Raw genomic sequence first — 21,162 nt, forward strand, 5'->3', positions numbered from 1 at the left:
CGCCTCCATGTGGAAAGAAAACAAGGTATAGTCCGCAAGCGCAGGTATTTCGATTACCCCATTCTGATGGATGTGAATATGATTCCACTCGGTGCAGCATCCACCCTGCTCGGCGGCGTACGCAGCGCCATCAGTTCCGGGCTGTCGATGCTAACAGGCAAAAGCAGCACAGGTGAATCCAGCCAGTCGAGTTTTGCGGCGCATCTGAAGTCGGCAACAACATCGCAGAGCGGCTCTGGAAAAAGCGTGCATCACCTTCATGTACCTGCCGCAGGCAGTACGGTGAGCGCATTAGCCAGTTCTTCGTCTTCGCCAGTGCATGGCGCCGGTGCGACACAGGACGGCGCGGCCGGCTCGGTGATCAATACCAGCGCCTGACCTGCCACCGAAATCCAAGGGGTAACGCATTCGCAACCGGCGTTACCCTCAAGCGCGCTGCAAGCCCGCGCGCGGGCCGGTCAATGAAATCCCGTTCGGGGAAACCCCCGTCTGATCGTCGGGGCCAACGCGGCGTCGATCCGGTTCCTCTATGTTCGTCAATGGCGTCTCGACTCGACGCCCTTCTGCACTTCCCCCGTCTAATTTCGTTTGTACGCTCCGGCCGACCGGCGAGTGAATACGTGCCGCAGCTGCGTCTATACCAGCCCCCTGTCAATGAATTGGGTCAAACAGGCGTCCGACACGGCAAGTCGCCCCGCCGGGAAGTCCCGCGAGTAAGGATTCCCTGACCCGTAGTTCAGCATCTACCGCCCACATTTTCTTGATCCCCTGACTGCACCGCGAAAAGTGGCCGCATAGGATGAATGCACGTCAATTGCCTTCATCCGAGTGTTGCCATGGTTCCGTATCTGTCAGAGAGAGAAAATTCGATCGAGCACATCAACGCAATGTGCTTATGCCTCTTCGACCGGTGGTGCGAGACCAGAAGCGTCGCGCCGCTGACGTATCTGTTGCAAGGCTGGCCGATGATGAACAGCGAGCCCGACGCTCTCCGGCGTCTTGGCAACGCTCTACGCGAGCTCAGACGGCAACATCCGCACGATTCCAGCGACGCCTCGTTTCAGGAGGTATGCGAACTATCGGATTGTGTCGAGGACCTGCTGATCCTGTCGTCACTGCCAACGTGGCTGACGAGCGGTTTGTAGCGGCAACGCAGACACCCGTGTTCGCCCAAAGCAATGGGTATGTGGAGGACAGCGTGCATTTCGACGAAATCAGTGACGAAGAATGGCTGCTGCTCGCGCCTATCCTCGCGGATCCTCCCATTTCTCACCGGCAGCGCGGCCGGCCACGCGCGCAGGTTCGCGTCGTGGCGAACGCCGTGGTGTGGGTGCTGACGACCGGCGAATCCTGGTCGATGTTGCCGAGCCACTATCCGTCGGCGCCGACCTGCCGGCACCGCTTCGAGGCGTGGCGTTCGAGCGGCGCCCTGGCGCAGATGTACCGGATTCTTTCGAGCACTGGACGCAAGTTCCGGTGCGGTCCGCAGTTCACACTGGAGCGCCGCGATGCCTCATCGCGCCGCATCGATCGAGAGACGTGGGAAGATGGTTTTCGCCGGGTGTTCTGGAGGGAGCAGGCGTCCTGGCAAACACCGCGCGAGGCATGGCAGTCGTCCCATACCGCCGATACGTTCAGGCATATTGCGCGGCAACTCCCGAATTCCCTGAATGCAGGGGATCCCGTACCCGGGTGCGTCGAATCGTGCGCACCGGTGACTCGCCCACACACCATGCAACGGCCCGCCTCGCCATGGACGACCCTCGCGTCCAAAGGCCAGACCGAATCCGACCCGCGCGGCTACGTGATCCACGTTTCCGCCGATCGCCTGGCCAACGCGCATTTCCGCGGATGGGCCGAGATCGTGCGTGATAAAAAGCGCGTCGCACGCTCCGGGCTGATCGGTCCGAGCTTCGAACACCGCGAGACGGCGCAGCAATACGCGCTCGAATGGGCGCGGCAATGGATCGACGAGGAATGCGGCGAAAGCGGCGACGACGCCGCTGAATCGAACAGCGATGTTCGCCAACAAAGAAAATGCTCGGGGTGATCCGCTCCCGAAAGCGCCGGATGCTCCGGCGCCCCTGGCGAGTCAATGCACCACGCCGAAAATGGCCTTGACACCCTCCGCGGGCGTCAATCCCACGTCGAAGTAACCTTCGAGCCTCAATGCGGTCGCGTCGTCGAGTATGAAAGGCGGCCGGATGAAGCCCGTCGCGAAGGCGTGGTCGTACCATTCGCTCAGCCACGCGCGCAATGCCGCTTCGTGCACCGACAAGGTCCCCAGTTTGTCTACGTTCATCGATGACTCCTTTGTCCGGCCTCGTTCATGTCATCCGACGAGCGGCTCGAAGCGCATTCTGCACAGTTTCTCTGCCGGCGGAAATACGTGCCACGTACCGTCGCTGTGCCGGAAAAAGAACAGCAGGATCGGTCCATCCGGTCGCCTGATTTCGACGCATACGCGGCAAGTCAGACCGTCCGCCGAACCATGCAGCGTGAGCACACGGACCGGAAGCGCGCCCGCCGTCGCCAGTAATTTCTCGCGCAGTCCGCGTAGTGAGCTTTTCGTCGCATCCACATCTGCCCCCGCACGTCAGATTTCCATTTGCCAATCGTGGGACAACGGCGAGGTTTCTTCAGTCAGCAGCGCCGGATTGTTGATTCGGGAAACGCTGCTTCGCGCCTCAGGATTTCCCTACCGGCACCGTCACTTCGTTACTCTGTCACCAGACCGTGCCTGATCGCATAGCGGATCAGCTCGGCGTTGTTGTTCAGGCCAAGTTTCTGCATGAGCCGCATCTTGTGAGTGCTGATGGTCTTGGCGCTGAGCGAACACGACTCGGCAATCTCGTTGATGCTCTGGCCGGCTGCCAGCATCTGCAACACCTGGAATTCACGGTCGGATAGCACTTCATGCGGCGGCGCGTCGCCGGAATGCGTTTCGAAGACCATCGCGTCGACCAGCTTCGGGTCGATGAAACGCCCGCCTCCCGCCAGCTTGCGGATCGCCGCGAGCAGCACGTCAAGATCGCTGTCTTTCGTCACATAGCCCGTCGCGCCCGCGCGCAGCGCGCGCGACACGACCTGTGCCTCGTTGTGGATGCTCAGCACGAGAATCGGCAAGGACGGCTGCTCGGCACGCACTCGCCGAATCAGATCGACCCCGCTGATGCCGGGCATCGTCATGTCCAGCAGCACCAGATCGAACCGCCGCGTACGCAGCCGATCGAGCACTTCCGAACCTTGTGCGGCCTCGGCGGCGACGACGATATCCGTGGTCGTCGCGAGAATCTGTTTCAGGCCGCCACGCACCACGGCGTGATCATCGGCAATCAGGACGTCGATCATTTTCTGCTGCGCCTGTAAGCGGAATGTGAATGGAAATCGCGGTGCCCATACCCTGCGCACTGTCGATACTCATCGCGCCGCCGATCAGGCGGGCGCGCTCCTCCATACCCAGCAGTCCGTACGAATAACCCGTACGCGCCATGGATGGATCGAATCCGCAGCCGTCGTCGCTCACGTGCAGATCGAGCGCCGCCGCCGTGCTAGTCAGCGTCACGTCGGCACGCGTTGCCCGCGCGTGGCGACCGACGTTGGTGAGCGAAGCCTGAACGATCCGGAATACGGCTGTGGCACAAGCCTCCGGCAGCACGGGTTCCCCCCCGTTGATGTGCAGTTGGCAAAGAATGCCATGCCGCCGCATGAAATCCTCCACCAGCCATTCCAGCGCCGACACGACCCCGAAGTTGAGCGCCACCGGCCGCAAATGGTTCGCGACATTGCGGACCATCCAGATGGTCTTTTCGACGAGTTCGCGCATGTCGTCGGCTTTGCGCATCGCCTCCGGATCGGTGCCGAGACGCATTTTCAGCAGGGAGACGTCCATCTTCAGCGCGGTCAGCAATTGGCCGAGTTCATCGTGAATCTCCATGGCGATGCGCTTGCGCTCTTCCTCGCGAATCGCCTCCATGTACGCGGACAACTCGCGCAACTGATTGCGCGATTCGAACAACTCCTGCTCGATACGCTTGCGCGACGTGATGTCGTTCAGACCGACGTAGATCGCCGGGGCATCGCCGAAGGTCGCCACGCGCGCGGTCGCCATGGCCCAGAACGGCGAGCCGTCGGCGCGCCGCATATGCACTTCGCTGTTGCTGAAACTGCCCTCCGTGCGCAGATGCGACAGGAGCCGGTCACGGTCGCCGGCATCCATATAGAAATCGACGATGTTGGTCAACGGGCCCATGCCCGTATCGAGACCGACCAGTTTTCGCAACGGCTCATTCGCGTACAGAATGACGCCGTCGGGCATCGACGTGATGCACAGCGGAATCGGGCTGGTTTCGACAATCGTGCGAAAACGCGCTTCGCTCGCCTGCAACTTCGCTTCCGCCCGGCGGCGCTCGTCCACCTGAGCGGACAGCCGCGCATTCGACTCCGCGAGTTGCCTCGTGCGCTGCTCGACCGTCTGTTCGAGCGCGTCGCGCGCGCGCGACAATTCGGCCTCGGCCTCGTGGCGCACCGCCACCTCGTTCATGAGCTGGCGGTTCTGCACGACAAGCTGCCGGTGCATCACGCGCAACGCGAGATGCGTCTCGATGCGCGCCATCATTTCGTTGACACGGACTGGCTTCGCCACGTAGTCGACGCCCCCGGCCGAGAAACCCTCGACCATGTCTTCCGCGCCCGTCAAGGAGGTCATGAAAATGACCGCGATATCGCGCGTGCGCGGGTCCGCCTTGAGCCTCCGGCAAGTCTCGAAGCCGTCGATTCCCGGCATCTTCACATCGAGCAGGATCAGGTCTGGCGCGGAAAACAGCGCACGCTCCAGCGCCTCTTCGCCGTCGAGCGCAATGAGCACCCGAAAGCCGCGGTCCGTCAAACTGTCGACGACCACGCCGAAATTCGCCGGCGTGTCGTCGGCGATGAGGATCGTCGGCCGTTCTCGGGCCTCCGCGTTGGGCTCGTTCATGGCTTGCCCTCGAGAGTCAGATACCGTTCGACCAGATGGAGAATCGACTTCGACTGATAGTTGCGAGCCAGTGCACAGAGTTGCCCCGTGAAAGAGCCATAACGCGAATCGCGCGCCGCCAGGTTCTCGGCCCACGCGATGATTTCATGCATATCGCCAAGGCGCGCAAGATGATGCAATTCTTCCATCTGCCGCCGGGGCACGGCTGCGAGGCTAACCTCCGGCGTCACGTCACGCTCGGCCGGCGACGCATGGATCCACCTCAGCCCAAGTAGCGTGGCGATCTGCGCCAGCAGCGCTTCGAGGTCGACCGGCTTTGGCAGGAACGCGTTCACGCCCGCTTCCATGCTCATCGCCTTGTTGATCCCGGAAGGGCTGGCGGACATGGCAATGATCGGAACATGAGCGAACCCCTGCGATTGTCGCAGGTTGCGCGTCAATTCAAGGCCGTTCATTTCGGGCATCACGATGTCCGTAAGAATGAGTGCCGGTCGTTCGCGTTGCGCCGTCTCGAACCCATCGCGACCGTCTTGCGCCTCGACGGTGTCGAAGCCGAGACGGCCTAGCAGGTCTACAACGATCGCACGATTGACCTCGATATCGTCGACGACCAGCACCTTCCTGCGCGGCCCCTCATAGCCCGTCGCCGTGGACGAGAGCGACGCTGGGGCCGCTGTCTTGCGCAACACGGGCGTCACGCTCGCGGGCGGCAGTTCGAAGCGGAAAGTACTGCCCTGCCCGAGGCGGCTTTCCACCTCGATCTCGCCGCCCATTGCACGCACGAACTCACGGCTGATGGCGAGGCCGAGGCCGGTCCCGCCTGCTCGCCGCTCAGCCGCGCCCAGTTGTTCGAAGGGCTCGAAGATCGTATTCAGTTGATCGTGACCAATGCCCACCCCCGTGTCGCGCACTTCGAAACGGACGCGGTTTGCCTCTGATCTGGAGACAAGGAGGCTCACGCAACCGGAGTCGGTGAACTTGACGGCGTTGGCAAGCAGATTGAGCATGACCTGCCGCAAGCGTCGCTCATCGGCACGCACGCCGTCGGGCGCATCGTCCGCGAATTCGCAGATGAAGTCGAGATGCTTCTGCTCGGCTTTTACTTCGATGATGTCCCGAATGGCATCGACAAACCCCGCCAGCGGCACGTCGTTTATTTCGACTCTCAGCTTGCCCGCTTCGATCCTCGCGAAATCAAGCGTGTCTTCGATCAACGTCAGCAGATGCTCGCCACTATGGCGGATGACCGCCACACGTTCTCGCTGCCGCTCGCTCAACGTGGCATCGCACTCGAGAATCTGCGCATAGCCGAGAATACCGTTCAGCGGTGTGCGCAACTCGTGACTCATGTTCGCCAGGAACTCGCCTTTGGCCCGGTTGGCCGCTTCCGCCAGATTGCGTGCTTCGCGTTCAGCCGCCGTATTCTGCTCGTCGCGATACGCGCAGTGAAGCCGCGCGCCCATCGCATTGAATGCGGCCGCCACACGGTCGAGTTCGTCTGGTTCACGCCGTTTGCGGCGCTGGAGGCTGAACGGCCTGGGCGGTTCACGAAAATCGTAGTTCTCCACCATACGCGCAATGGCCGCGACGTGCCGCATCACAAGACGGGACAGGATGTAGACGATGAACAGCGAGACGAAAAAAGTGTTGGCGGCCTGCGTGATCAGAATCGTCGCGGCGGTCCGCTTCAACTGCCGGTAGAGGTCGAGCAGCGTCGCCTCCACGTAGAGCTTGCCGATCTCGCGCTCCTTGCCCTGCACCCTGTAGAAGAGCGGAAACTCGCGAGCCATGACGGGACCGGCGGAGCGTTGACCCGCACTCAGGTAGGCAGATTGACCGGCTTTCCCCGCCTCGCGAATTTCCACGGCACGGATATCCGCGAGACGCAGAATGCCGTTCAACTCCAGTTGCAGTTGCGCATCGTCGAGTCGCCAGAGCGCTTCCGCCAGACTGTCGCGACTACTGCGGTCAATGTCCACAAGGCGATTGTCGATCTGCTTCACGCCCTGCTCGTAGTCGCGGTAAAGCTGCAGCCCGGTCAGCAACACCGTGACCGCGCAGCTGACGAGCAGCACGGTGACGAGAAGCCGTGATACAAGGCTGCTCCTGAAGCGGCTGATCAAACTCCACCATGCGTCGAAGAGGTTGTGCTTCATGCTTCCCCGCGAGTGCTACGGTTCTAGTTTCGTCTATTCTGCACTCGTTGCCGCTACACGGGCTCTGAACGGTCGGCCAGCGCTTTCGCAGGGTGGCGCTTCAACGTTTGCCTGCCCCAGTCAGCCAGTCACTCTCATTTGCCGATCCGCCCGGTGCTCGTTCCCGGTGAAACGCGTCCTGATTATTCTGACGAAAGTCTAGTTGACGTACATGTCCGTCGCGACAGCCGGCGAATCGTTGACCGCTCGCGGCAAGCAGATCCGCGGATACTGCAGGATCTCATCGATGCATGAGGTGACCTCCGCGAGGATCGGCCGGATGCGGCCACCGAGCGCATGGGGGTTCGACATCCGCAGCTCGCGCAATCCGTCGGACAACCGCTTCACGGACGCGTACCCCCTATCCGGCAATGGCCAGCAGTGCAGCAGGTAGCTGAGCGGTATGACGCTTCTGCTTTCACACCAGATGTCGAACAGCCGCTCGCACGCGGTGTCGAGGAATTCAACCGCGATTTCGCGGCTTTCTGAATGACCGTTCATAACGGGACCGTTGATATAGACGATTTCGATAAACCATCCTAAGGAGGCCGGGACCGGCACACAGTCAGGAAGCCCGGAAAAAAGCCCTTCCGATCCGCTGAAGATGCCGTCAGGAAATCCTGAATGCCCGCTGCACCCTAACAACGGGATTACACGATTTGTAAGTAAAGGCAGGACGTGGCAGGATGAAAAACCGCTCAGGCGAGAAGCTGTGCGGACAAGCGCCAATCCGAGCGCACCACTGCTGTTTCGAGAAACCGACCATCCATGGATCGCAGGCGCTTTGTACTGGCAGCGCTGGCTGCGGCGGGCAGCACGCTGCGCGCGCGTGCCGCGCCTGCCGACTCTACCGTCCACTTCGACGTTGTCTATCCCCGCATTCGGCCTGCCCGCGACGTGCACGCCGCGTTTGCGCTCGCCGTACTCGATCTGGCCATGAAGACAGCAAACGTTTCGTACACGTTGCGGGCAGCCGACATCGAAATGGAGCGCGCTCGGGCGCTAGCCGAACTGGCCGGCCCCGACAACATGATCAATCTGCACTGGACGAGTATGGAGGCGCAAGCCGAGCGCGGCAGGAATGTCGTGCGGATTCCGATTCATCGTGGACTGATTGGCCACCGGCTATTCATCATCCGAAAGGATCGGCAAGCGGATTTCGACAAGGTCGAACGCTTCTCCGATCTGAAAGCATTCATGTGCGGGCAGGGACTGGGGTGGATCGATACGGAGATCCTGAAGGCAGCCGGCCTGAACGTTCAGACTTCGACCTATGACACGATGTTCGAGATGACCCAGGGTGGCCGGGTCGACTATTTCCCGCGCGGCTTAGTTGAAGCATTTACTGAACTCGATGGCCGTCAGCACCAGGAGCCCGATCTCGTGGTCGAGAACCGGCTCCTGCTGAAATACCGATCGGATTTCATCTTCTATGTCGCCTCGGGCCACGAAGCACTGGCGCAGGCGATCGAAAGCGGGCTTACCACTGCGTATCGCAATGGCGCCTACATGAGACTGTTCAACTCCCATCATTACATTCAGGATGCGCTGACACGCGCAAAGATCGGATCGCGCCTGACCTTTACGCTCGACAACCCTTTCCTTTCCGAAGCGGACCGCAGAATTCCAGACAAGTACTGGATGAGCTGACGATCAGAGACTCAATATCCGCGGCGTCGGTTCACGCCGGCTCCATGCCGTGCACCAGCTTGACAGACGCCGCAAGGGGCGACGCAAGGAACGAAACGAATGCCTGTGCCTGCGCAGCTTGCGTGGACGCCACGCAAACCGCGGCTGAAAAAGCGGTGACGACCTGAATATCAGACGGAAGGATCCCCACCACATCAAGGCCGGGCAGGTGCATCAATTCGCTCAATTGCTGGAAACCGAGTTGCACCTCACCGCTCGCGACGAGTGAGCCTACCGGCACGCCCGGCGGAGCCTGCACAACGCGCGGCGCGATAGTCCCTGCGATGCCCCAGCGCTCGAAAAGCCGCAACAGATGCGAACCGCTCGGTCCGGTGGAATAGCCGATACTGCGGGCAGCCAGAATCGCACTGCGTACGGCGGGTCCGGTCGAGATGTCGGGATGCGCCGCGCCCGCCGCCACGGCGATTGCCACGTGAGAGCGGGCGATCTCCCTCTGACTGCCCGCCACGATCCGGCCGGCCGCCGCCAGCCGGTCGATTGCGTCGGCCGCCAGCACGACGACATCGAACGGCTCACCGTCCATCACACGCCGGGCAGCATCGACGCCGCCTACCGATTCGACCGACACCGATTGCCGCGAATCCTGCGCGTATCGTTCGGTGAGATCGGCGAGCACATTGCGGGTCGCCATTGATGAGATAACGGTGACCGTTTGCCCCATGGTTTGATCGATAACCAAGTTACACGCCCTTTCAGTCGATATAGCGCAGCCCTGCTTCCTGCAAGGGCTCGCGCATGCGATACATATCCAGACCGAGCACGCCGGCAGCGAGCTTCGCGCGCTTCTCGGCCTCATTGGCTTCGCGCGCCGCCGCCTTGTCGAGCACCTTCTGCGCCGACGCTGCGGGGACCACCACGACACCGTCTTCATCCGCGACGACGACGTCGCCCGGATTCACCAGCGCTCCGGCGCACACCACCGGAATGTTCACCGAGCCGAGCGTGGCCTTGATCGTCCCTTTGGCGGAAATCGCTTTGCTCCAGACCGGGAATTGCATGTCGGCCAGCACGCTTACGTCGCGCACGCCCGCATCGATGACGAGCCCCTGCGCGCCGCGTGCCTTGAAGCTCGTTGCCAGCAGATCACCGAAATAGCCGTCCGTGCAATCGGCCGTGACACCGGCAATGACAATATCGCCCGGCTGGATCTGTTCGGCGGCGACGTGCAGCATCCAGTTGTCGCCGGGTTGCAAAAGAACCGTGACCGCCGTGCCATGGGCGCGCGCACCCGCATAAATCGGCCGCATGTATGGCTTGAGCAGGCCGACGCGACCCATTGCTTCGTGCACGGTCGCGGTCCCAAGCGCACCGAGATTCGCGGCGACATCCTTCTGTGCTCGCTGAATGTTGCGATACACCACGCCTAATTCATACATGATCAAAGCCCCTTCATTTTCAATGCTGCATCGAGGCGCGGATAAACGCGCCGCGCGTTGCCTTCATAAATCTTGTACCGCTCGTCCGCATCGATCTGCGCGGACTCGATATAGCGCCGGGTGTCGTCGAAGTAATTGCCCGTCTCGGGATCGATGCCGCGCACGGCGCCGATCATCTCGCTTGCAAACAGAATGTTGTCCACGGGAATCACGCGCGTCAGCAAATCGATGCCCGGCTGGTGATAGACGCAGGTGTCGAAGAAGACGTTGTTGAGCAGATGGTCCTTCAAGAGCGGCTTCTTCAATTCCTGTGCGAGTCCGCGAAAGCGCCCCCAGTGGTACGGCACCGCACCGCCGCCGTGCGGAATCACGAAGCGCAGCGTTGGAAAATCGCGGAACAGGTCCGACGTGAGGCATTGCATGAACGCAGTGGTGTCGGCGTTCAGGTAGTGCGCGCCCGTTGTGTGGAAACACGCATTGCAACTCGTGCTCACGTGAATCATTGCGGGGATGTCGTACTCGACCATCTTCTCGTAGATCGGATACCAGTAGCGATCGGACAGCGGCGGGCTGGTCCAGTGACCGCCCGACGGGTCCGGGTTGAGATTGATCGCCACGTTGCCGTACTGCTCCACGCATTTGACGAGTTCGGGAATGCAGGTGGCGACATCCACGCCGGGGCTTTGCGGAAGCATTGCAGCCGGAATGAAATGATCGGGAAACAACTGGCTCACACGGAAGCACAACTCGTTGCAAATCGCCGCCCACGTGCTGGAGACCTGAAAATCACCGATGTGATGCGCCATGAAACTGGCGCGCGGGCTGAAGATCGTGAGATCGAGGCCGCGTTCGCGCATCAGGCGCAACTGGTTGCTTTCGATCGATTCGCGCAGTTCGTCGTCGCCGATCTGCAATTCGGAAACTTTGGGCACTTCCGAAGGAGTGTTGATGCCCGCAATCTGGCGGTTGCGCCACATTTCCAGTGCTTTGGGTGCCGTTGTGTAGTGGCCGTGAATGTCGATGATCATCGTGACTCCGAACAGCGTTTGAATTGTTGCCGCAATGCCGGACGTGGCATCGCTCGATTACCTGGTCAGTGTGCCGTGTTGGGCTGCGCGGTTGGCTCGCTTACCCTGACCCGCTGGGCCAGCAGGATGGCCACCGCAGCCAGCGTTGCGGGCACCGCAAGCAGCGGGAGAATCGCGCTGAACTGCAAGCCGAGGCCGAGCAGCGCGCCGCCTATTGCCGAGCCGAAGATGCTGCCGAATCGCCCCATGCCCAACATCCAGCTCACGCCGGTAGCACGTGCGAGCGTCGGGTAACGGCCTGGCGCAAACGCGTTCAACCCGGTCTGCGCGCCGCTCATGCAAAAGCCGGCTGCAAACACGAACCACGCCAGCGAGGACGACAAAGCGCCGATCCACCCAAGCGCAAGAACACACAGACCACCGCCGAGATAGGCCGCACTGATGACCGGCGCCGGCCGCACTTTGTCCATCATCCAGCCGACAAGAACCGCGCCGATCGTTCCGCCGATCTGGAACATCGCGGTCACGTTGGCTGCGGACGTGACGGTCAGCCCCGCATCTTTCATGAGCGTGGGCAGCCAGCCCGTCAACAGATAGATCACGAGCAGGCCCATGAAATAGGTCGCCCAAAGCGCCACGGTCATGAAGCCGTAGCCGTGCGAAAAGAGTACGCCGATCGGTTTGCGCGTCGGCAACGGGGGCTCGCTGGAAACAAAAACCTCGTCGCCTGTAAAGCGCTCACCGCACACCCGGCCCAGAGTCGCGCCGATACGCGAGGGCGACGCGCCGCGCACCGCCAGGAGACGGGCCGATTCCGGTAGCAGCCACACCTGCAAGGGGATCAAGGCGAGCGGCAGAGCGCCACCAAAGATCAATACCGAACGCCAACCATGGTCGGGAATGAGCCAGCCGGCAACAAAACCGATCAAGGCCGATCCCAGATTGAAACCAGTGAACATGATGGTGATCAACAGTGACCGCTTGCGCTGAGGTGCGTACTCCGAAAGCAGCGTGGTCGAGTTGGGCATCGCGGCGCCAAGACCAATGCCGGTCAGCAAACGCAGCGTGGCCATTTCCACCGGCGACCGGGTGAAGGCGGTCGCTATCGTGAACACCCCGAAAAGGAAAACAGAAGTAATCAACACCCACTTACGGCCCACACGGTCTGAAGCAGGCCCGGCCCCGAGAGCACCGATTACGAGGCCGAGCGGCGCCGCGCTCATCACCAGACCGAACGCGGGTCGCGAAATCCCCCAGTCGTGAATGATCGAAGGCGCCACGAAGCCCATGATCGCCACGTCCATGCCATCGGCGGTTACGACGAGGAAACACAGCGCCACCAGTAGCCACTGGTAAGGCGAAATGGATCGCCCGTCGATAAACGCCTTGATATCAATCGTTCTTCCGTTAGTCATTGTTGACTCCTGTCTCCTTCCTATATGTCTCGCCCGACGCAACGATCGCGAACGGCTCCGCAACGGCAACGCCAAAGCGGGTTTAAAGGCCCACTCGAACGATGGCCTGAGTGGCGCGGCTCAACGCGCCATCGGAACTGTTTGTGTTGTTGATCTGTGTCTGCGTCGCGGAATTACCGCTTGCATGGTTGCCATGCGATCCCGGTCAACTGCGCCTGTTCTCAGCTCACTCTTTCTTCGGGCTGTCCCAGTCAAGTTTTCTGGCGGTTTTTCCCGCCACCGAATACAGCGCGCCGGGCGCATTGCGCGTGCGCTGGAAAGCTTCCAGCGTTTCCCCGCGCATGGCGGCGTAGATGTGAAGATTCGACACGCCTGTCACGGCGCCCAGCTTCTCCAGCATGAAAAAGATAACGCCGTAGTGCAGCATGCCGCGCCAATCCCGGCGACGGATCAGGTCTCGCTCCTCTTCGGTCAGCGCGGCCGCTTCGAAACTTGCCTCGGGATCGCTCAGGAAAGCCTCGCGATGGGCCGGCTCCACCATCCGGTGAAGATAATCGTTGATCCGATACGCCTTCACGGCGAGTTCAATCGTGAACGGATAGGTGCCTTCGAGCTTCTCGATATCGGCTAGCTGCGTCGCCATCCGTTGCCGGTGGCGCTCCAGAATGGAAGGCTTCGTCTCACCTTCCTCGCCTTCATAGATGGCGGTCGCGATGCCCGCCATCGACGGCAAGTAGTAACTGCGATGCTTGCATACGACGCTCGACGGCAACGCGCCTCGCATCGTGAGCCACATGATCACTTCCGCGCCCTCGAACCCGCCCAGTTCCGCATATTCGGCGATCGTCATATCAGCAAGTTGCTCGGGATCGCGTTCGAAAAGATCGAGAAAGCGCTGGTCCCATTCCGTGTTGTTGAAGCCGGCGCGCTCCCCATGTACCTGATGCGACAGGCCACCCGTTGCGACGATCGCGACCTTGAGATCCTCCGGGTAACTCTCGATCGCACGCCTTAGTGCCTGGCCAAGCTTGTAAAAGCGCCGGGCGCTCGGCACTGGCACTTGCAGCACACCCATCTGCAACGGCACGAGTTTCACGGGCCATTCGGGGGTATGCGGGCAGAGCATCGATAGAGGCGAGAAACAGCCGTGATCGAGCGCCTTGTTCTGGAAGAAGGACATATCGAACTCGTCGGTCATGAGCGACGTGCCGATGTGCGCGGCCAGGCCCGGATGTCCGCTGATAGGCGGCAGATCCCGCGCGCCCCCTCCCTCGTCGGCGACCTTCCACTCAGGCCCCACGCCTAGCGCGAACGCCGAATAGTGGTCGAAGAAGAACGACGTGACATGGTCGTTATAGATAACCAGCAGCACGTCAGGACGCTTCTGCGCGAGCCAGTCCGCCAGCGGCGCGAAATTCTCGAAGATCGGAGCCCACACCGGATCGTCGCGCTTGTTCTTGTCGAAAGCAAAGCCAATGGTTGGTGTGTGCGAGGCCGCGATGCCTCCGATGATCCGTGCCATGCCCATACTCCTCAGAAATCTCAGATGACCGCCCATCGAGGCGCCTCAGGTGGCGAGCGCGGAGAATACGGTTAGCGGCGGTCCGGCAACGATGGGGCTCACCCTAAGTCGTCGCGACCTGGATACCGCCAACCATCATCCCGCGATTCGCTTACACCCCTTTCCTTGCGCCGCCCATACTCCCGCGAAACCAGATGGGTCGGGTAACCGGCGCGGCTATCTTCCGCACAGGCTTTCGGATACAAATATAGGGAGTAAGCCTGCTCGAAGGAAGGGTGCGGAAACCACCGTCATTACCACCAAAGTTGGATAATTGATGGCCATTACCGACTCTTCGCTTGCGCGGCAAGTGCCGCGAAGCGCGCTGCGACAAGGGTTTTTGTAATCCCACACCGGCAAAGCTTCAACAATGGATCCCGCTGGGACCGTCCGGGCGCGATAAACAGAACAGATGCCTTATGAACCAAATCGCAATTCGGAATTCCAGAACACGGCCCCGTCCATGAGCAGCCACGAACTTCTCAACCTCTCGCAATTGCGCGCATTCCGAATGGTCGCCGACACGGGCAGCGCCACGCGTGCCGCCGCCGCCCTGTTTCGCGCCCAATCGGCCGTCACACGGTCTGTCCAGGAACTCGAGTCGGCACTCGGCGAGCCGCTCTTTGTTCGCAGTCCGTCGGGCATGCTTCCAACACCGGTCGGCCGGACGATTCTCAAACGTTGCGAGCGGATCTTTGCCGAACTGGAAGAACTCGCGCAGTGGTGCTCGGCGCGGCAGGCACGCCGCCGCGCCGCGGCGGAGGGCGCGTTGCCGGCTTATCTGCTCAACACGCGGCGGCTGCAACTGTTTGCGGCGCTCGCCCGCCATCGGCACATGCCCAGTGCAGCGAGGACCTTCGGCATCAGCCAGCCAGCCGTGAGCACCGCGATTCGCGTGCTGGAAAGCGGCTCCGGTCTGACTTTATTTCATCGTAGCCCGCGCGGCATCCTTCTCACGACAGAAGGCGAAACGTTTCTGCTGCGCGTGCGTCGCGCGTTGAACGAACTAAGGCATGTACCCGACGACGTTGCGGCAACGCACGGTCAGATTCAAGGGACGGTGACAGTCGGTGCGTTGCCGCTCGGACGCACGCTGATCCTGCCAAAAGCGATCGCACGGATGACGAGGGAAAATCCAGGTGTGCGCACCATCACGAACGAAAGTGCCTACGAGGCGCTCGTTGCAGACCTGCGCGCGGGTGACGTCGACTTTATCCTCGGCGCGCTACGGGAGAACGACGCCGCGAGTGGCCTGAAGAACGAGCGATTGATGTCGTCCGACATGGCGCTGCTCGTACGCCGCGATCATCCGCTCGCTCATGCGCGCGATCTCAGCATCATGGATCTGCGCGACGCACAGTGGATCCTCCCGCGCAGCAACGCACCGGCTCTTGGGCTCTTCGAAAAACAGTTCAGGCGAATGAAGGTCAAACCGCCTGTGCCGACCGTGGAAACTGCGGACCTGGCAGTGATTCGCGGTCTGCTATTCGACACGGACATGATTGCCGCGCTGTCGGCCCACCAATTGCAACAGGAAATTCAGTCCGGACAACTGGCGATTCTCGACGTCAAGTTACACAACACGCGACGCGACATCGGTTTGACCATGCGCTCGACCGGCAGCCCGTCCCCGGCCGCGCGAGCTTTGATCGATGCGATCCGCGTGTCCGTTGTAGACGTGATGCGCACACACAGTGGCTGAAGTCCGGCAATTCGGCAGGCGTTTTCGACATGGCGAAAGCGATTCGCCAATTCCGAAAAACATGGAAGTTTGCGCGCTGCATCGCGGACTTTCAGGGGGAGGATTTGGCGAGAACAGTCCGCGGAGAAACAGAAAGACTCGCTGATTCCCTGGAGCACTCTCCAGGGAATCAGCGAGTCATCGATCAGATACTTTTCGGCGTAGCCGGAACCACTGCAGTCAGTACGAAAGCCGTCGTGATCGCCGTGGGCGGGAAGCCGATCCTTGTCGGCTGCCGCACACGCGGATGGAGCGAGCTATTACGCACTCACGTCGAAATCAGTTATGGCTGTAGTTGACGACAGGAGCCGAATAGGAGCTGCGGGTCGTTTCCGAACGGCTGCCGGCCTGCGACGAACCATTCGTGGCCGAACCGTAACCGCTGGTTTGGACGGCGCCGTTTTGCGCGGCTACACGAGCCTCGGCAGCTTGAATATCAGCCGGATATTGGGGGTCGCTCGCGGTGGCCGGGTTGTAGCCGGCCTTTTCCAGCTGAACCAGCTCAGCGCGCACTTGCGCGCGCGTAACCGGCTGATTCGATTGAGCAAAAGCGGCGAGCGGTGCGGTGATGAGTGCGGCGATGACAGCGGCTTCGATCAGGGATTTCATGATAACTACCTCCAGAGATTGTTTTTGCCACGCTGCGAATCGGTTTGTCTGCAGCGGATGAACACAGTCTAGGAGTCAGTCTATTTAGGGTAAACCCCCAATCACCTAATTCACTGTTGCGATAATCGGGATAATTGCGTCGCGGGCCGGCGAATTGCCTCTCCGACGGCGGCAATTCGCCGGCCTTTGTACCGCCCGTCCCCTCTCGACTCGCGTTGGCGCTTCAGCGCCTTTACGCCGGCCCCATGGAAGGCTGCCGGTCGCTTCTCGGGCTCGCGCCGAAGCGCGCGCGGTACGTGCGCGAAAAATGCGAGGGCGACTCGAATCCGCATGCCACGCAAATCGAAGTAATCGACATGTCGGTCTGTTGCAGCAGCTCGCGCGCACGCGCGAGGCGCAACTGCAGATAGAAATGGGTCGGCGTGTCTTTCAGCGAGGCGCAAAAGAGCCGCTCGAGTTGACGCCGCGTCACGCCGATCTCCTGCGCGAGCCGATCCGGCGCGAGCGGCTCCTCCATATGCTGTTCCATCACGCCGATCACCTGAATCAGCTTGCGGTTGTGCACGCCGTAACGCGCGGCGATCTCCATGCGCTGATGATCCGAGCGCTGGCGGATCCGGCTCACCACGAATTGCTCCGACACCGCCGAGGCCAGCGCGGCGCCATGCTCGCGGCCGATCAGGTCGAGCATCATGTCGATCGATGCGGTGCCGCCCGCGCACGTAATGCGCCGCGCGCCGATTTCGAACAGCTCCTGACTGGCGTCCAGCGACGGATAACGCTCGCGGAACGCCGACAGCGCTTCCCAGTGCACGGTCACGTTGTCCGCACTGCCCAGCAGGCCGGCTTCGGCGAGCACGAAACTGCCGGTGTCGATACCACCGAGCGTCGCCCCCGCGCGGTCCAGTCGCTTCAGACAATCCCCCAGCGCACGCGTATAGCAGGCAAGAGGCTCGAAGCCCGCGACGACGAAGAGCGTTTGCGCCGCGGCCACGTCGCCGATGGCGGCATCGGCGTTGATCGAAATGCCGTTGCTGGCGGCCACCGGCGCGCCATCGACACTCAGAATGCGCCAGCGGTACAGATCGCCCTGAAAGCGATTGGCCACCCGCAACGGCTCCACCGCCGACATGAAGCCGATCGCCGAAAAGCCCGGCAACAAGAGGAACGACATATCTTCGGGCATCGTGCAAACACTCGATCAGGAGAGACGAAAACGCGGGCGGACGCGGGCTTGCGGCGAGCCTAGCAAGCAGCACGCAAGTGGGCAAGGCGCGTCAAAAATCCCGCCGCGGCGCTGTTGCACCCGCTGTACCACCCGCTGTTGCACTGCAAGACGAAGCGCCGCTGGTTTTCCCTCATAGTCGCGTGGAAGCAAGAACCGGTCGCTGGCGGTCGCTTTGCGCGGAATATGGGGCATTAACGTTACGTCATCGTGCAGTTCAGGCATCACACAGGCCGTATCGCATGTCCGGGGGCCGCTTCGCCAGGTTTCATCTGCTCAGGCGCGGCCCGGTTCGAAACACGCTGTTGAACGTGTCAGAAGAGGGAACATCATGAAGTTACGCATCAAAGCCGTGCTTGCCCATTTTGTATGCCTCGCGGCCGCGGCCGTTACCGCGCTGCCGGCCTTCGCGCAGGATCCGGCCGCCTGCCGCGCGGTGCATTTCGCCGACATCGGCTGGACCGACATCACTTCGACCACCGCGCTTGCTTCGACCGTGTTCGAAGGGCTCGGCTATCAGCCGGTGACGACCGTCGCCTCGGTGCCCATCTCGTTTGCAGGCCTGAAGAGCAAACAGCTCGACGTATCGCTCGGCTACTGGTGGCCGGTGCAGGAAAAGGCGATCGCGCCGTTCGTCGATTCGAAATCGATCCAGGTGCTGCAACCGCCCAATCTGACGGGCGCCAAAGCCACGTTCGCCGTGCCGAGCTACGAATACGACGCGGGCCTGAAAACCTTCGCCGACATTGCCAAACACCGTGAGCAGCTCGACGGCAAGATCTACGGCATCGAACCCGGCAGCAGCGCGAATGCGGCGATCCAGAAAATGATCGCCAACAATCAGTTCGGCCTCGGCGGCTTCAAGCTGATCGAATCGAGCGAAGCGGGCATGCTCGTTTCGGTCGATCGCGCGATCCGCGAGAAAAAGTGGGTGGTCTTTCTCGGCTGGGAACCTCATCCGATGAACATTCAGATCGACATGAAATACCTCACCGGCAGCGACGGCGTGTTCGGTCCCAACGACGGCGAAGCACGCGTTTATACGCTGACGTCCCCCGACTTTCTGACGCGTTGCCCGAACGCGGGCAAGCTCGTGAGCAATCTGCGCTTTTCTACGCAGCTCGAAAACGTGGTCATGCAATCGGTCATGAACAAGGAAAAACCGGCCGACGCCGCCAAAGCCTATCTGAAGAAAAACCCGCAAGTACTCGACGCATGGCTTGCCGGCGTCAAAACCTACGACGGCAAGGACGGCTTGCCCGCGGTCAAGGCTTATCTGGGTCTTTGATCCCGACAGTCGCGCATTTCAATCCACAGGAACTAGCACGCATGAATCATGAAGTCATCGTGACCTGCGCGGTCACCGGCGCAGGCGATACCGTCGGCAAGCATCCGGCCATTCCCGTCACGCCGAAACAGATTGCCGAGGCCGCCATTGAAGCCGCCAAGGCCGGCGCCACCGTCGCACACTGCCACGTGCGCGATCCGAAGACCGGACGCGGCAGCCGCGATCCGCAGCTGTATCGCGAGGTGGTCGACCGCATTCGCTCTTCGGGCACGGACGTGATCATCAACTTGACGGCCGGCATGGGCGGCGATCTGGAGATCGGCCCAGGCGAAGACCCGATGCGCTTCGGCGCGGGCACCGATCTGGTCGGCGGCCTGACGCGCCTCGCGCATGTCGAGGAGTTGCTGCCGGAAATCTGCACGCTCGATTGCGGCACGCTCAATTTCGGCGACGGCGACTACATCTATGTATCCACGCCCGCGCAATTGCGAGCCGGCGCGCAGCGCATCCAGGAACTCGGCGTGAAGCCGGAACTGGAGATCTTCGATACGGGCCATTTGTGGTTCGCAAAGCAATTACTCAAGGAAGGCTTGCTCGACGCGCCGCCGCTGTTTCAGATTTGCCTCGGCATTCCCTGGGGCGCGCCCGCCGACACCACGACCATGAAAGCCATGGCCGATAACCTGCCGCCCGGCGCGCAATGGGCCGGCTTCGGCATTGGCCGCATGCAGATGCCGATGGTCGCGCAGGCCATGCTGCTCGGCGGCCACGTGCGCGTCGGCCTCGAAGACAACATCTGGCTCGACAAAGGTGTGCCCGCAACGAATGGCACGCTCGTGCAACGCGCGGTGGAAATCATCGAACGGCTCGGCGCGCGCGCGCTGACGCCTGCCGAAGGACGCCGCAAGCTGGGCCTGCCCGCGCGTGGCGAACGCCAATTGGAGCGGCGTGCGGCGGGACAGTACGCGTGATCGTGCGCCACGCGCGTTGCCTGCATGGCGGCGCGCATCGCAATCAGACAACACACAGGCAAAGGAAACGTCAGCAATGGCAGTGATCGTCGATATCAAAACATTCGCGGCAATCGGAGTTGGCGTGATCGGCAGCGGCTGGGTGGCGCGCGCGCTCGCGCACGGGCTCGATGTTCTCGCGTGGGACCCGGCGCCGGGCGCGGAGAAGCAATTGCGCGAGAACATCGCCAACGCCTGGCCGGCGCTGCAGCGCGTGGGTTTGGCCGCGGGCGCGTCGCCCGAGCGACTGCGCTTCGTCGACACGATCGAAGCCTGCGTCGGGCAGGCGGACTTCATTCAGGAAAGCGCGCCGGAGCGCGAGGCATTGAAGCTCGCGCTGCATGAACAGATCAGCCGTGCGGCAAAGCCGGATGCGATCATCGCTTCGTCGACGTCGGGTCTTCTGCCGAGCGACTTTTACGCGCGTGCGGTGAACCCGCAGCGTTGCATTGTCGGCCATCCGTTCAATCCGGTGTATCTGTTGCCGCTCGTCGAGGTGGTGGGCGGCGAAAGCACCGCCCCGGAAACCCTCGACGCCGCGCAACAGGTGTATCGTGCTCTTTCGATGCGGCCGCTGCGGGTCCGCAAGGAAGTGCCCGGTTTCATCGCTGACCGCCTGCTCGAAGCGCTGTGGCGCGAAGCCTTGCATCTGGTCAACGAAGGCGTTGCGACCACCGGCGAAATCGACGACGCGATCCGTTTCGGCGCGGGCATCCGCTGGTCGTTCATGGGCACGTTCCTCACCTACACGCTGGCGGGCGGCGATGCGGGCATGCGCCATTTCATGCAGCAGTTCGGACCGGCGCTGGAGCTACCGTGGACTAAACTGGTCGCGCCGAAGCTGACGGATGAACTGATCGACCGGGTCGTGGACGGCACGGCTGAACAGGTCGGCCCGCGGTCGATCAAACAGCTGGAACGTTACCGCGACGATTGCATTACGAGTGTGCTGACGGCGATTGCGGAGGCGAAGGCACGGCATGGCTTGCTGCCGGCCGATTGATGCCTCGAAATGCGAGGCGTGAG

The 21,162-nt window shown here is 61.7% G+C and carries 19 protein-coding genes; 7 read left to right on the forward strand and 12 right to left on the reverse strand.

Translation table 11 applies throughout. The features are described from left to right. Positions 1-9: 9 nt before the first annotated feature. Positions 10-378, forward strand: coding sequence for a hypothetical protein (locus P0D70_RS04180; RefSeq protein ID WP_408182886.1), 369 nt, complete (start codon positions 10-12; stop codon positions 376-378). An 820-nt stretch (positions 379-1,198) separates the two neighbouring features. Next, entirely contained in the window at positions 1,199-2,050 is an 852-nt protein-coding gene (locus tag P0D70_RS04185; RefSeq protein WP_408182947.1) for a DUF6566 family protein, read from the forward strand. Between the two features lie 42 nt (positions 2,051-2,092). Here P0D70_RS04185 and P0D70_RS04190 read toward each other — a convergent pair whose 3' ends face one another. The 5 genes from P0D70_RS04190 to P0D70_RS04210 all read right to left on the reverse strand — a co-directional run bounded on the left by P0D70_RS04190 (position 2,093) and on the right by P0D70_RS04210 (position 7,902). Beyond that, positions 2,093-2,302 (reverse strand): hypothetical protein, encoded by a 210-nt coding sequence (locus P0D70_RS04190; RefSeq protein WP_408182888.1) that lies wholly within the window; start codon positions 2,300-2,302, stop codon positions 2,093-2,095. Between the two features lie 416 nt (positions 2,303-2,718). Beyond that, positions 2,719-3,351 carry a response regulator gene (locus tag P0D70_RS04195; RefSeq protein WP_091807231.1) on the reverse strand — a complete coding sequence of 211 codons (633 nt, stop codon included), beginning with the start codon at positions 3,349-3,351 and terminating at the stop codon, positions 2,719-2,721. Beyond that, positions 3,326-4,978 carry a response regulator gene (locus tag P0D70_RS04200; RefSeq protein ID WP_408182890.1) on the reverse strand — a complete coding sequence of 551 codons (1,653 nt, stop codon included), beginning with the start codon at positions 4,976-4,978 and terminating at the stop codon, positions 3,326-3,328. The genes P0D70_RS04195 and P0D70_RS04200 overlap by 26 nt, the downstream gene beginning before the upstream one ends. Next, positions 4,975-7,134, reverse strand: a complete 2,160-nt coding sequence (locus P0D70_RS04205; protein WP_408182893.1) for an ATP-binding protein — start codon at positions 7,132-7,134, stop codon at positions 4,975-4,977. The genes P0D70_RS04200 and P0D70_RS04205 overlap by 4 nt, the downstream gene beginning before the upstream one ends. 198 nt (positions 7,135-7,332) lie before the next feature. Continuing rightward, positions 7,333-7,902 carry a hypothetical protein gene (locus tag P0D70_RS04210; RefSeq protein WP_408182895.1) on the reverse strand — a complete coding sequence of 190 codons (570 nt, stop codon included), beginning with the start codon at positions 7,900-7,902 and terminating at the stop codon, positions 7,333-7,335. Between the two features lie 39 nt (positions 7,903-7,941). Between P0D70_RS04210 and P0D70_RS04215 the strand changes: the two genes are divergently transcribed. Continuing rightward, positions 7,942-8,823 (forward strand): transporter substrate-binding domain-containing protein, encoded by an 882-nt coding sequence (locus P0D70_RS04215; RefSeq protein WP_408182897.1) that lies wholly within the window; start codon positions 7,942-7,944, stop codon positions 8,821-8,823. A 31-nt stretch (positions 8,824-8,854) separates the two neighbouring features. Here the strand turns inward: P0D70_RS04215 and P0D70_RS04220 are convergent, their stop codons facing one another. The 5 genes from P0D70_RS04220 to P0D70_RS04240 form a co-directional block, all read right to left on the reverse strand. Continuing rightward, positions 8,855-9,544, reverse strand: coding sequence for a substrate-binding domain-containing protein (locus tag P0D70_RS04220; protein ID WP_408182949.1), 690 nt, complete (start codon positions 9,542-9,544; stop codon positions 8,855-8,857). 31 nt (positions 9,545-9,575) lie between these two features. After that, positions 9,576-10,259 (reverse strand): 4-carboxy-4-hydroxy-2-oxoadipate aldolase/oxaloacetate decarboxylase, encoded by a 684-nt coding sequence (gene ligK, locus P0D70_RS04225; RefSeq protein ID WP_091807218.1) that lies wholly within the window; start codon positions 10,257-10,259, stop codon positions 9,576-9,578. 2 nt (positions 10,260-10,261) lie between these two features. Continuing rightward, positions 10,262-11,287, reverse strand: coding sequence for an amidohydrolase family protein (locus P0D70_RS04230; protein ID WP_408182901.1), 1,026 nt, complete (start codon positions 11,285-11,287; stop codon positions 10,262-10,264). A 65-nt stretch (positions 11,288-11,352) separates the two neighbouring features. Then, positions 11,353-12,702, reverse strand: coding sequence for an MFS transporter (locus P0D70_RS04235; protein ID WP_408182903.1), 1,350 nt, complete (start codon positions 12,700-12,702; stop codon positions 11,353-11,355). 226 nt (positions 12,703-12,928) lie between these two features. Continuing rightward, on the reverse strand, positions 12,929-14,224 hold the full coding sequence (locus P0D70_RS04240; protein ID WP_408182906.1) for a gallate dioxygenase: 1,296 nt from the start codon (positions 14,222-14,224) through the stop codon (positions 12,929-12,931). A 502-nt stretch (positions 14,225-14,726) separates the two neighbouring features. Between P0D70_RS04240 and P0D70_RS04245 the strand changes: the two genes are divergently transcribed. Continuing rightward, on the forward strand, positions 14,727-15,965 hold the full coding sequence (locus P0D70_RS04245) for a LysR family transcriptional regulator (RefSeq protein WP_408182908.1): 1,239 nt from the start codon (positions 14,727-14,729) through the stop codon (positions 15,963-15,965). 318 nt (positions 15,966-16,283) lie between these two features. Here the strand turns inward: P0D70_RS04245 and P0D70_RS04250 are convergent, their stop codons facing one another. Beyond that, the gene (locus P0D70_RS04250; protein ID WP_091807209.1) at positions 16,284-16,613 is read right to left on the reverse strand and encodes a DUF4148 domain-containing protein; all 330 of its coding nucleotides are present in this window, start codon (positions 16,611-16,613) and stop codon (positions 16,284-16,286) included. A gap of 232 nt (positions 16,614-16,845) precedes the next feature. Beyond that, positions 16,846-17,799 (reverse strand): GlxA family transcriptional regulator, encoded by a 954-nt coding sequence (locus tag P0D70_RS04255; RefSeq protein WP_091807207.1) that lies wholly within the window; start codon positions 17,797-17,799, stop codon positions 16,846-16,848. A 370-nt stretch (positions 17,800-18,169) separates the two neighbouring features. Between P0D70_RS04255 and P0D70_RS04260 the strand changes: the two genes are divergently transcribed. The 3 genes from P0D70_RS04260 (at position 18,170) to P0D70_RS04270 (ending at position 21,139) form a co-directional block, all read left to right on the forward strand. Continuing rightward, a complete protein-coding gene (locus P0D70_RS04260) occupies positions 18,170-19,126 on the forward strand; it encodes a choline ABC transporter substrate-binding protein (RefSeq protein ID WP_091807205.1) in 957 nt (318 codons plus the stop codon). Positions 19,127-19,167: 41 nt separating this feature from the next. Then, positions 19,168-20,097 carry a 3-dehydrocarnitine:acetyl-CoA trimethylamine transferase CdhC gene (gene cdhC / locus P0D70_RS04265; protein ID WP_408182914.1) on the forward strand — a complete coding sequence of 310 codons (930 nt, stop codon included), beginning with the start codon at positions 19,168-19,170 and terminating at the stop codon, positions 20,095-20,097. Between the two features lie 76 nt (positions 20,098-20,173). Next, positions 20,174-21,139, forward strand: coding sequence for an L-carnitine dehydrogenase (locus tag P0D70_RS04270; protein WP_408182916.1), 966 nt, complete (start codon positions 20,174-20,176; stop codon positions 21,137-21,139). The last annotated feature ends 23 nt before the right edge of the window (positions 21,140-21,162 follow it).

The organism is Paraburkholderia sp. RL17-381-BIF-C (assembly GCF_046026435.1).
GTDB lineage: Bacteria > Pseudomonadota > Gammaproteobacteria > Burkholderiales > Burkholderiaceae > Paraburkholderia.

Excerpts from the sequence above, each read along its gene's own strand:
- P0D70_RS04190 (WP_408182888.1), bottom strand. The coding sequence starts at position 2,302 with ATGAACGTAGACAAACTGGGGACCTTGTCGGTGCACGAAGCGGCATTG.
- P0D70_RS04195 (WP_091807231.1), bottom strand. The coding sequence starts at position 3,351 with ATGATCGACGTCCTGATTGCCGATGATCACGCCGTGGTGCGTGGCGGC.
- P0D70_RS04200 (WP_408182890.1), bottom strand. The coding sequence starts at position 4,978 with ATGAACGAGCCCAACGCGGAGGCCCGAGAACGGCCGACGATCCTCATC.
- P0D70_RS04205 (WP_408182893.1), bottom strand. The coding sequence starts at position 7,134 with ATGAAGCACAACCTCTTCGACGCATGGTGGAGTTTGATCAGCCGCTTC.
- P0D70_RS04215 (WP_408182897.1), top strand. The coding sequence starts at position 7,942 with ATGGATCGCAGGCGCTTTGTACTGGCAGCGCTGGCTGCGGCGGGCAGC.
- P0D70_RS04220 (WP_408182949.1), bottom strand. The coding sequence starts at position 9,544 with ATGGGGCAAACGGTCACCGTTATCTCATCAATGGCGACCCGCAATGTG.
- ligK (WP_091807218.1), bottom strand. The coding sequence starts at position 10,259 with ATGTATGAATTAGGCGTGGTGTATCGCAACATTCAGCGAGCACAGAAG.
- P0D70_RS04230 (WP_408182901.1), bottom strand. The coding sequence starts at position 11,287 with ATGATCATCGACATTCACGGCCACTACACAACGGCACCCAAAGCACTG.
- P0D70_RS04235 (WP_408182903.1), bottom strand. The coding sequence starts at position 12,702 with ATGACTAACGGAAGAACGATTGATATCAAGGCGTTTATCGACGGGCGA.
- P0D70_RS04240 (WP_408182906.1), bottom strand. The coding sequence starts at position 14,224 with ATGGCACGGATCATCGGAGGCATCGCGGCCTCGCACACACCAACCATT.
- P0D70_RS04245 (WP_408182908.1), top strand. The coding sequence starts at position 14,727 with ATGAGCAGCCACGAACTTCTCAACCTCTCGCAATTGCGCGCATTCCGA.
- P0D70_RS04250 (WP_091807209.1), bottom strand. The coding sequence starts at position 16,613 with ATGAAATCCCTGATCGAAGCCGCTGTCATCGCCGCACTCATCACCGCA.
- P0D70_RS04255 (WP_091807207.1), bottom strand. The coding sequence starts at position 17,799 with ATGCCCGAAGATATGTCGTTCCTCTTGTTGCCGGGCTTTTCGGCGATC.
- P0D70_RS04260 (WP_091807205.1), top strand. The coding sequence starts at position 18,170 with ATGAAGTTACGCATCAAAGCCGTGCTTGCCCATTTTGTATGCCTCGCG.
- cdhC (WP_408182914.1), top strand. The coding sequence starts at position 19,168 with ATGAATCATGAAGTCATCGTGACCTGCGCGGTCACCGGCGCAGGCGAT.
- P0D70_RS04270 (WP_408182916.1), top strand. The coding sequence starts at position 20,174 with ATGGCAGTGATCGTCGATATCAAAACATTCGCGGCAATCGGAGTTGGC.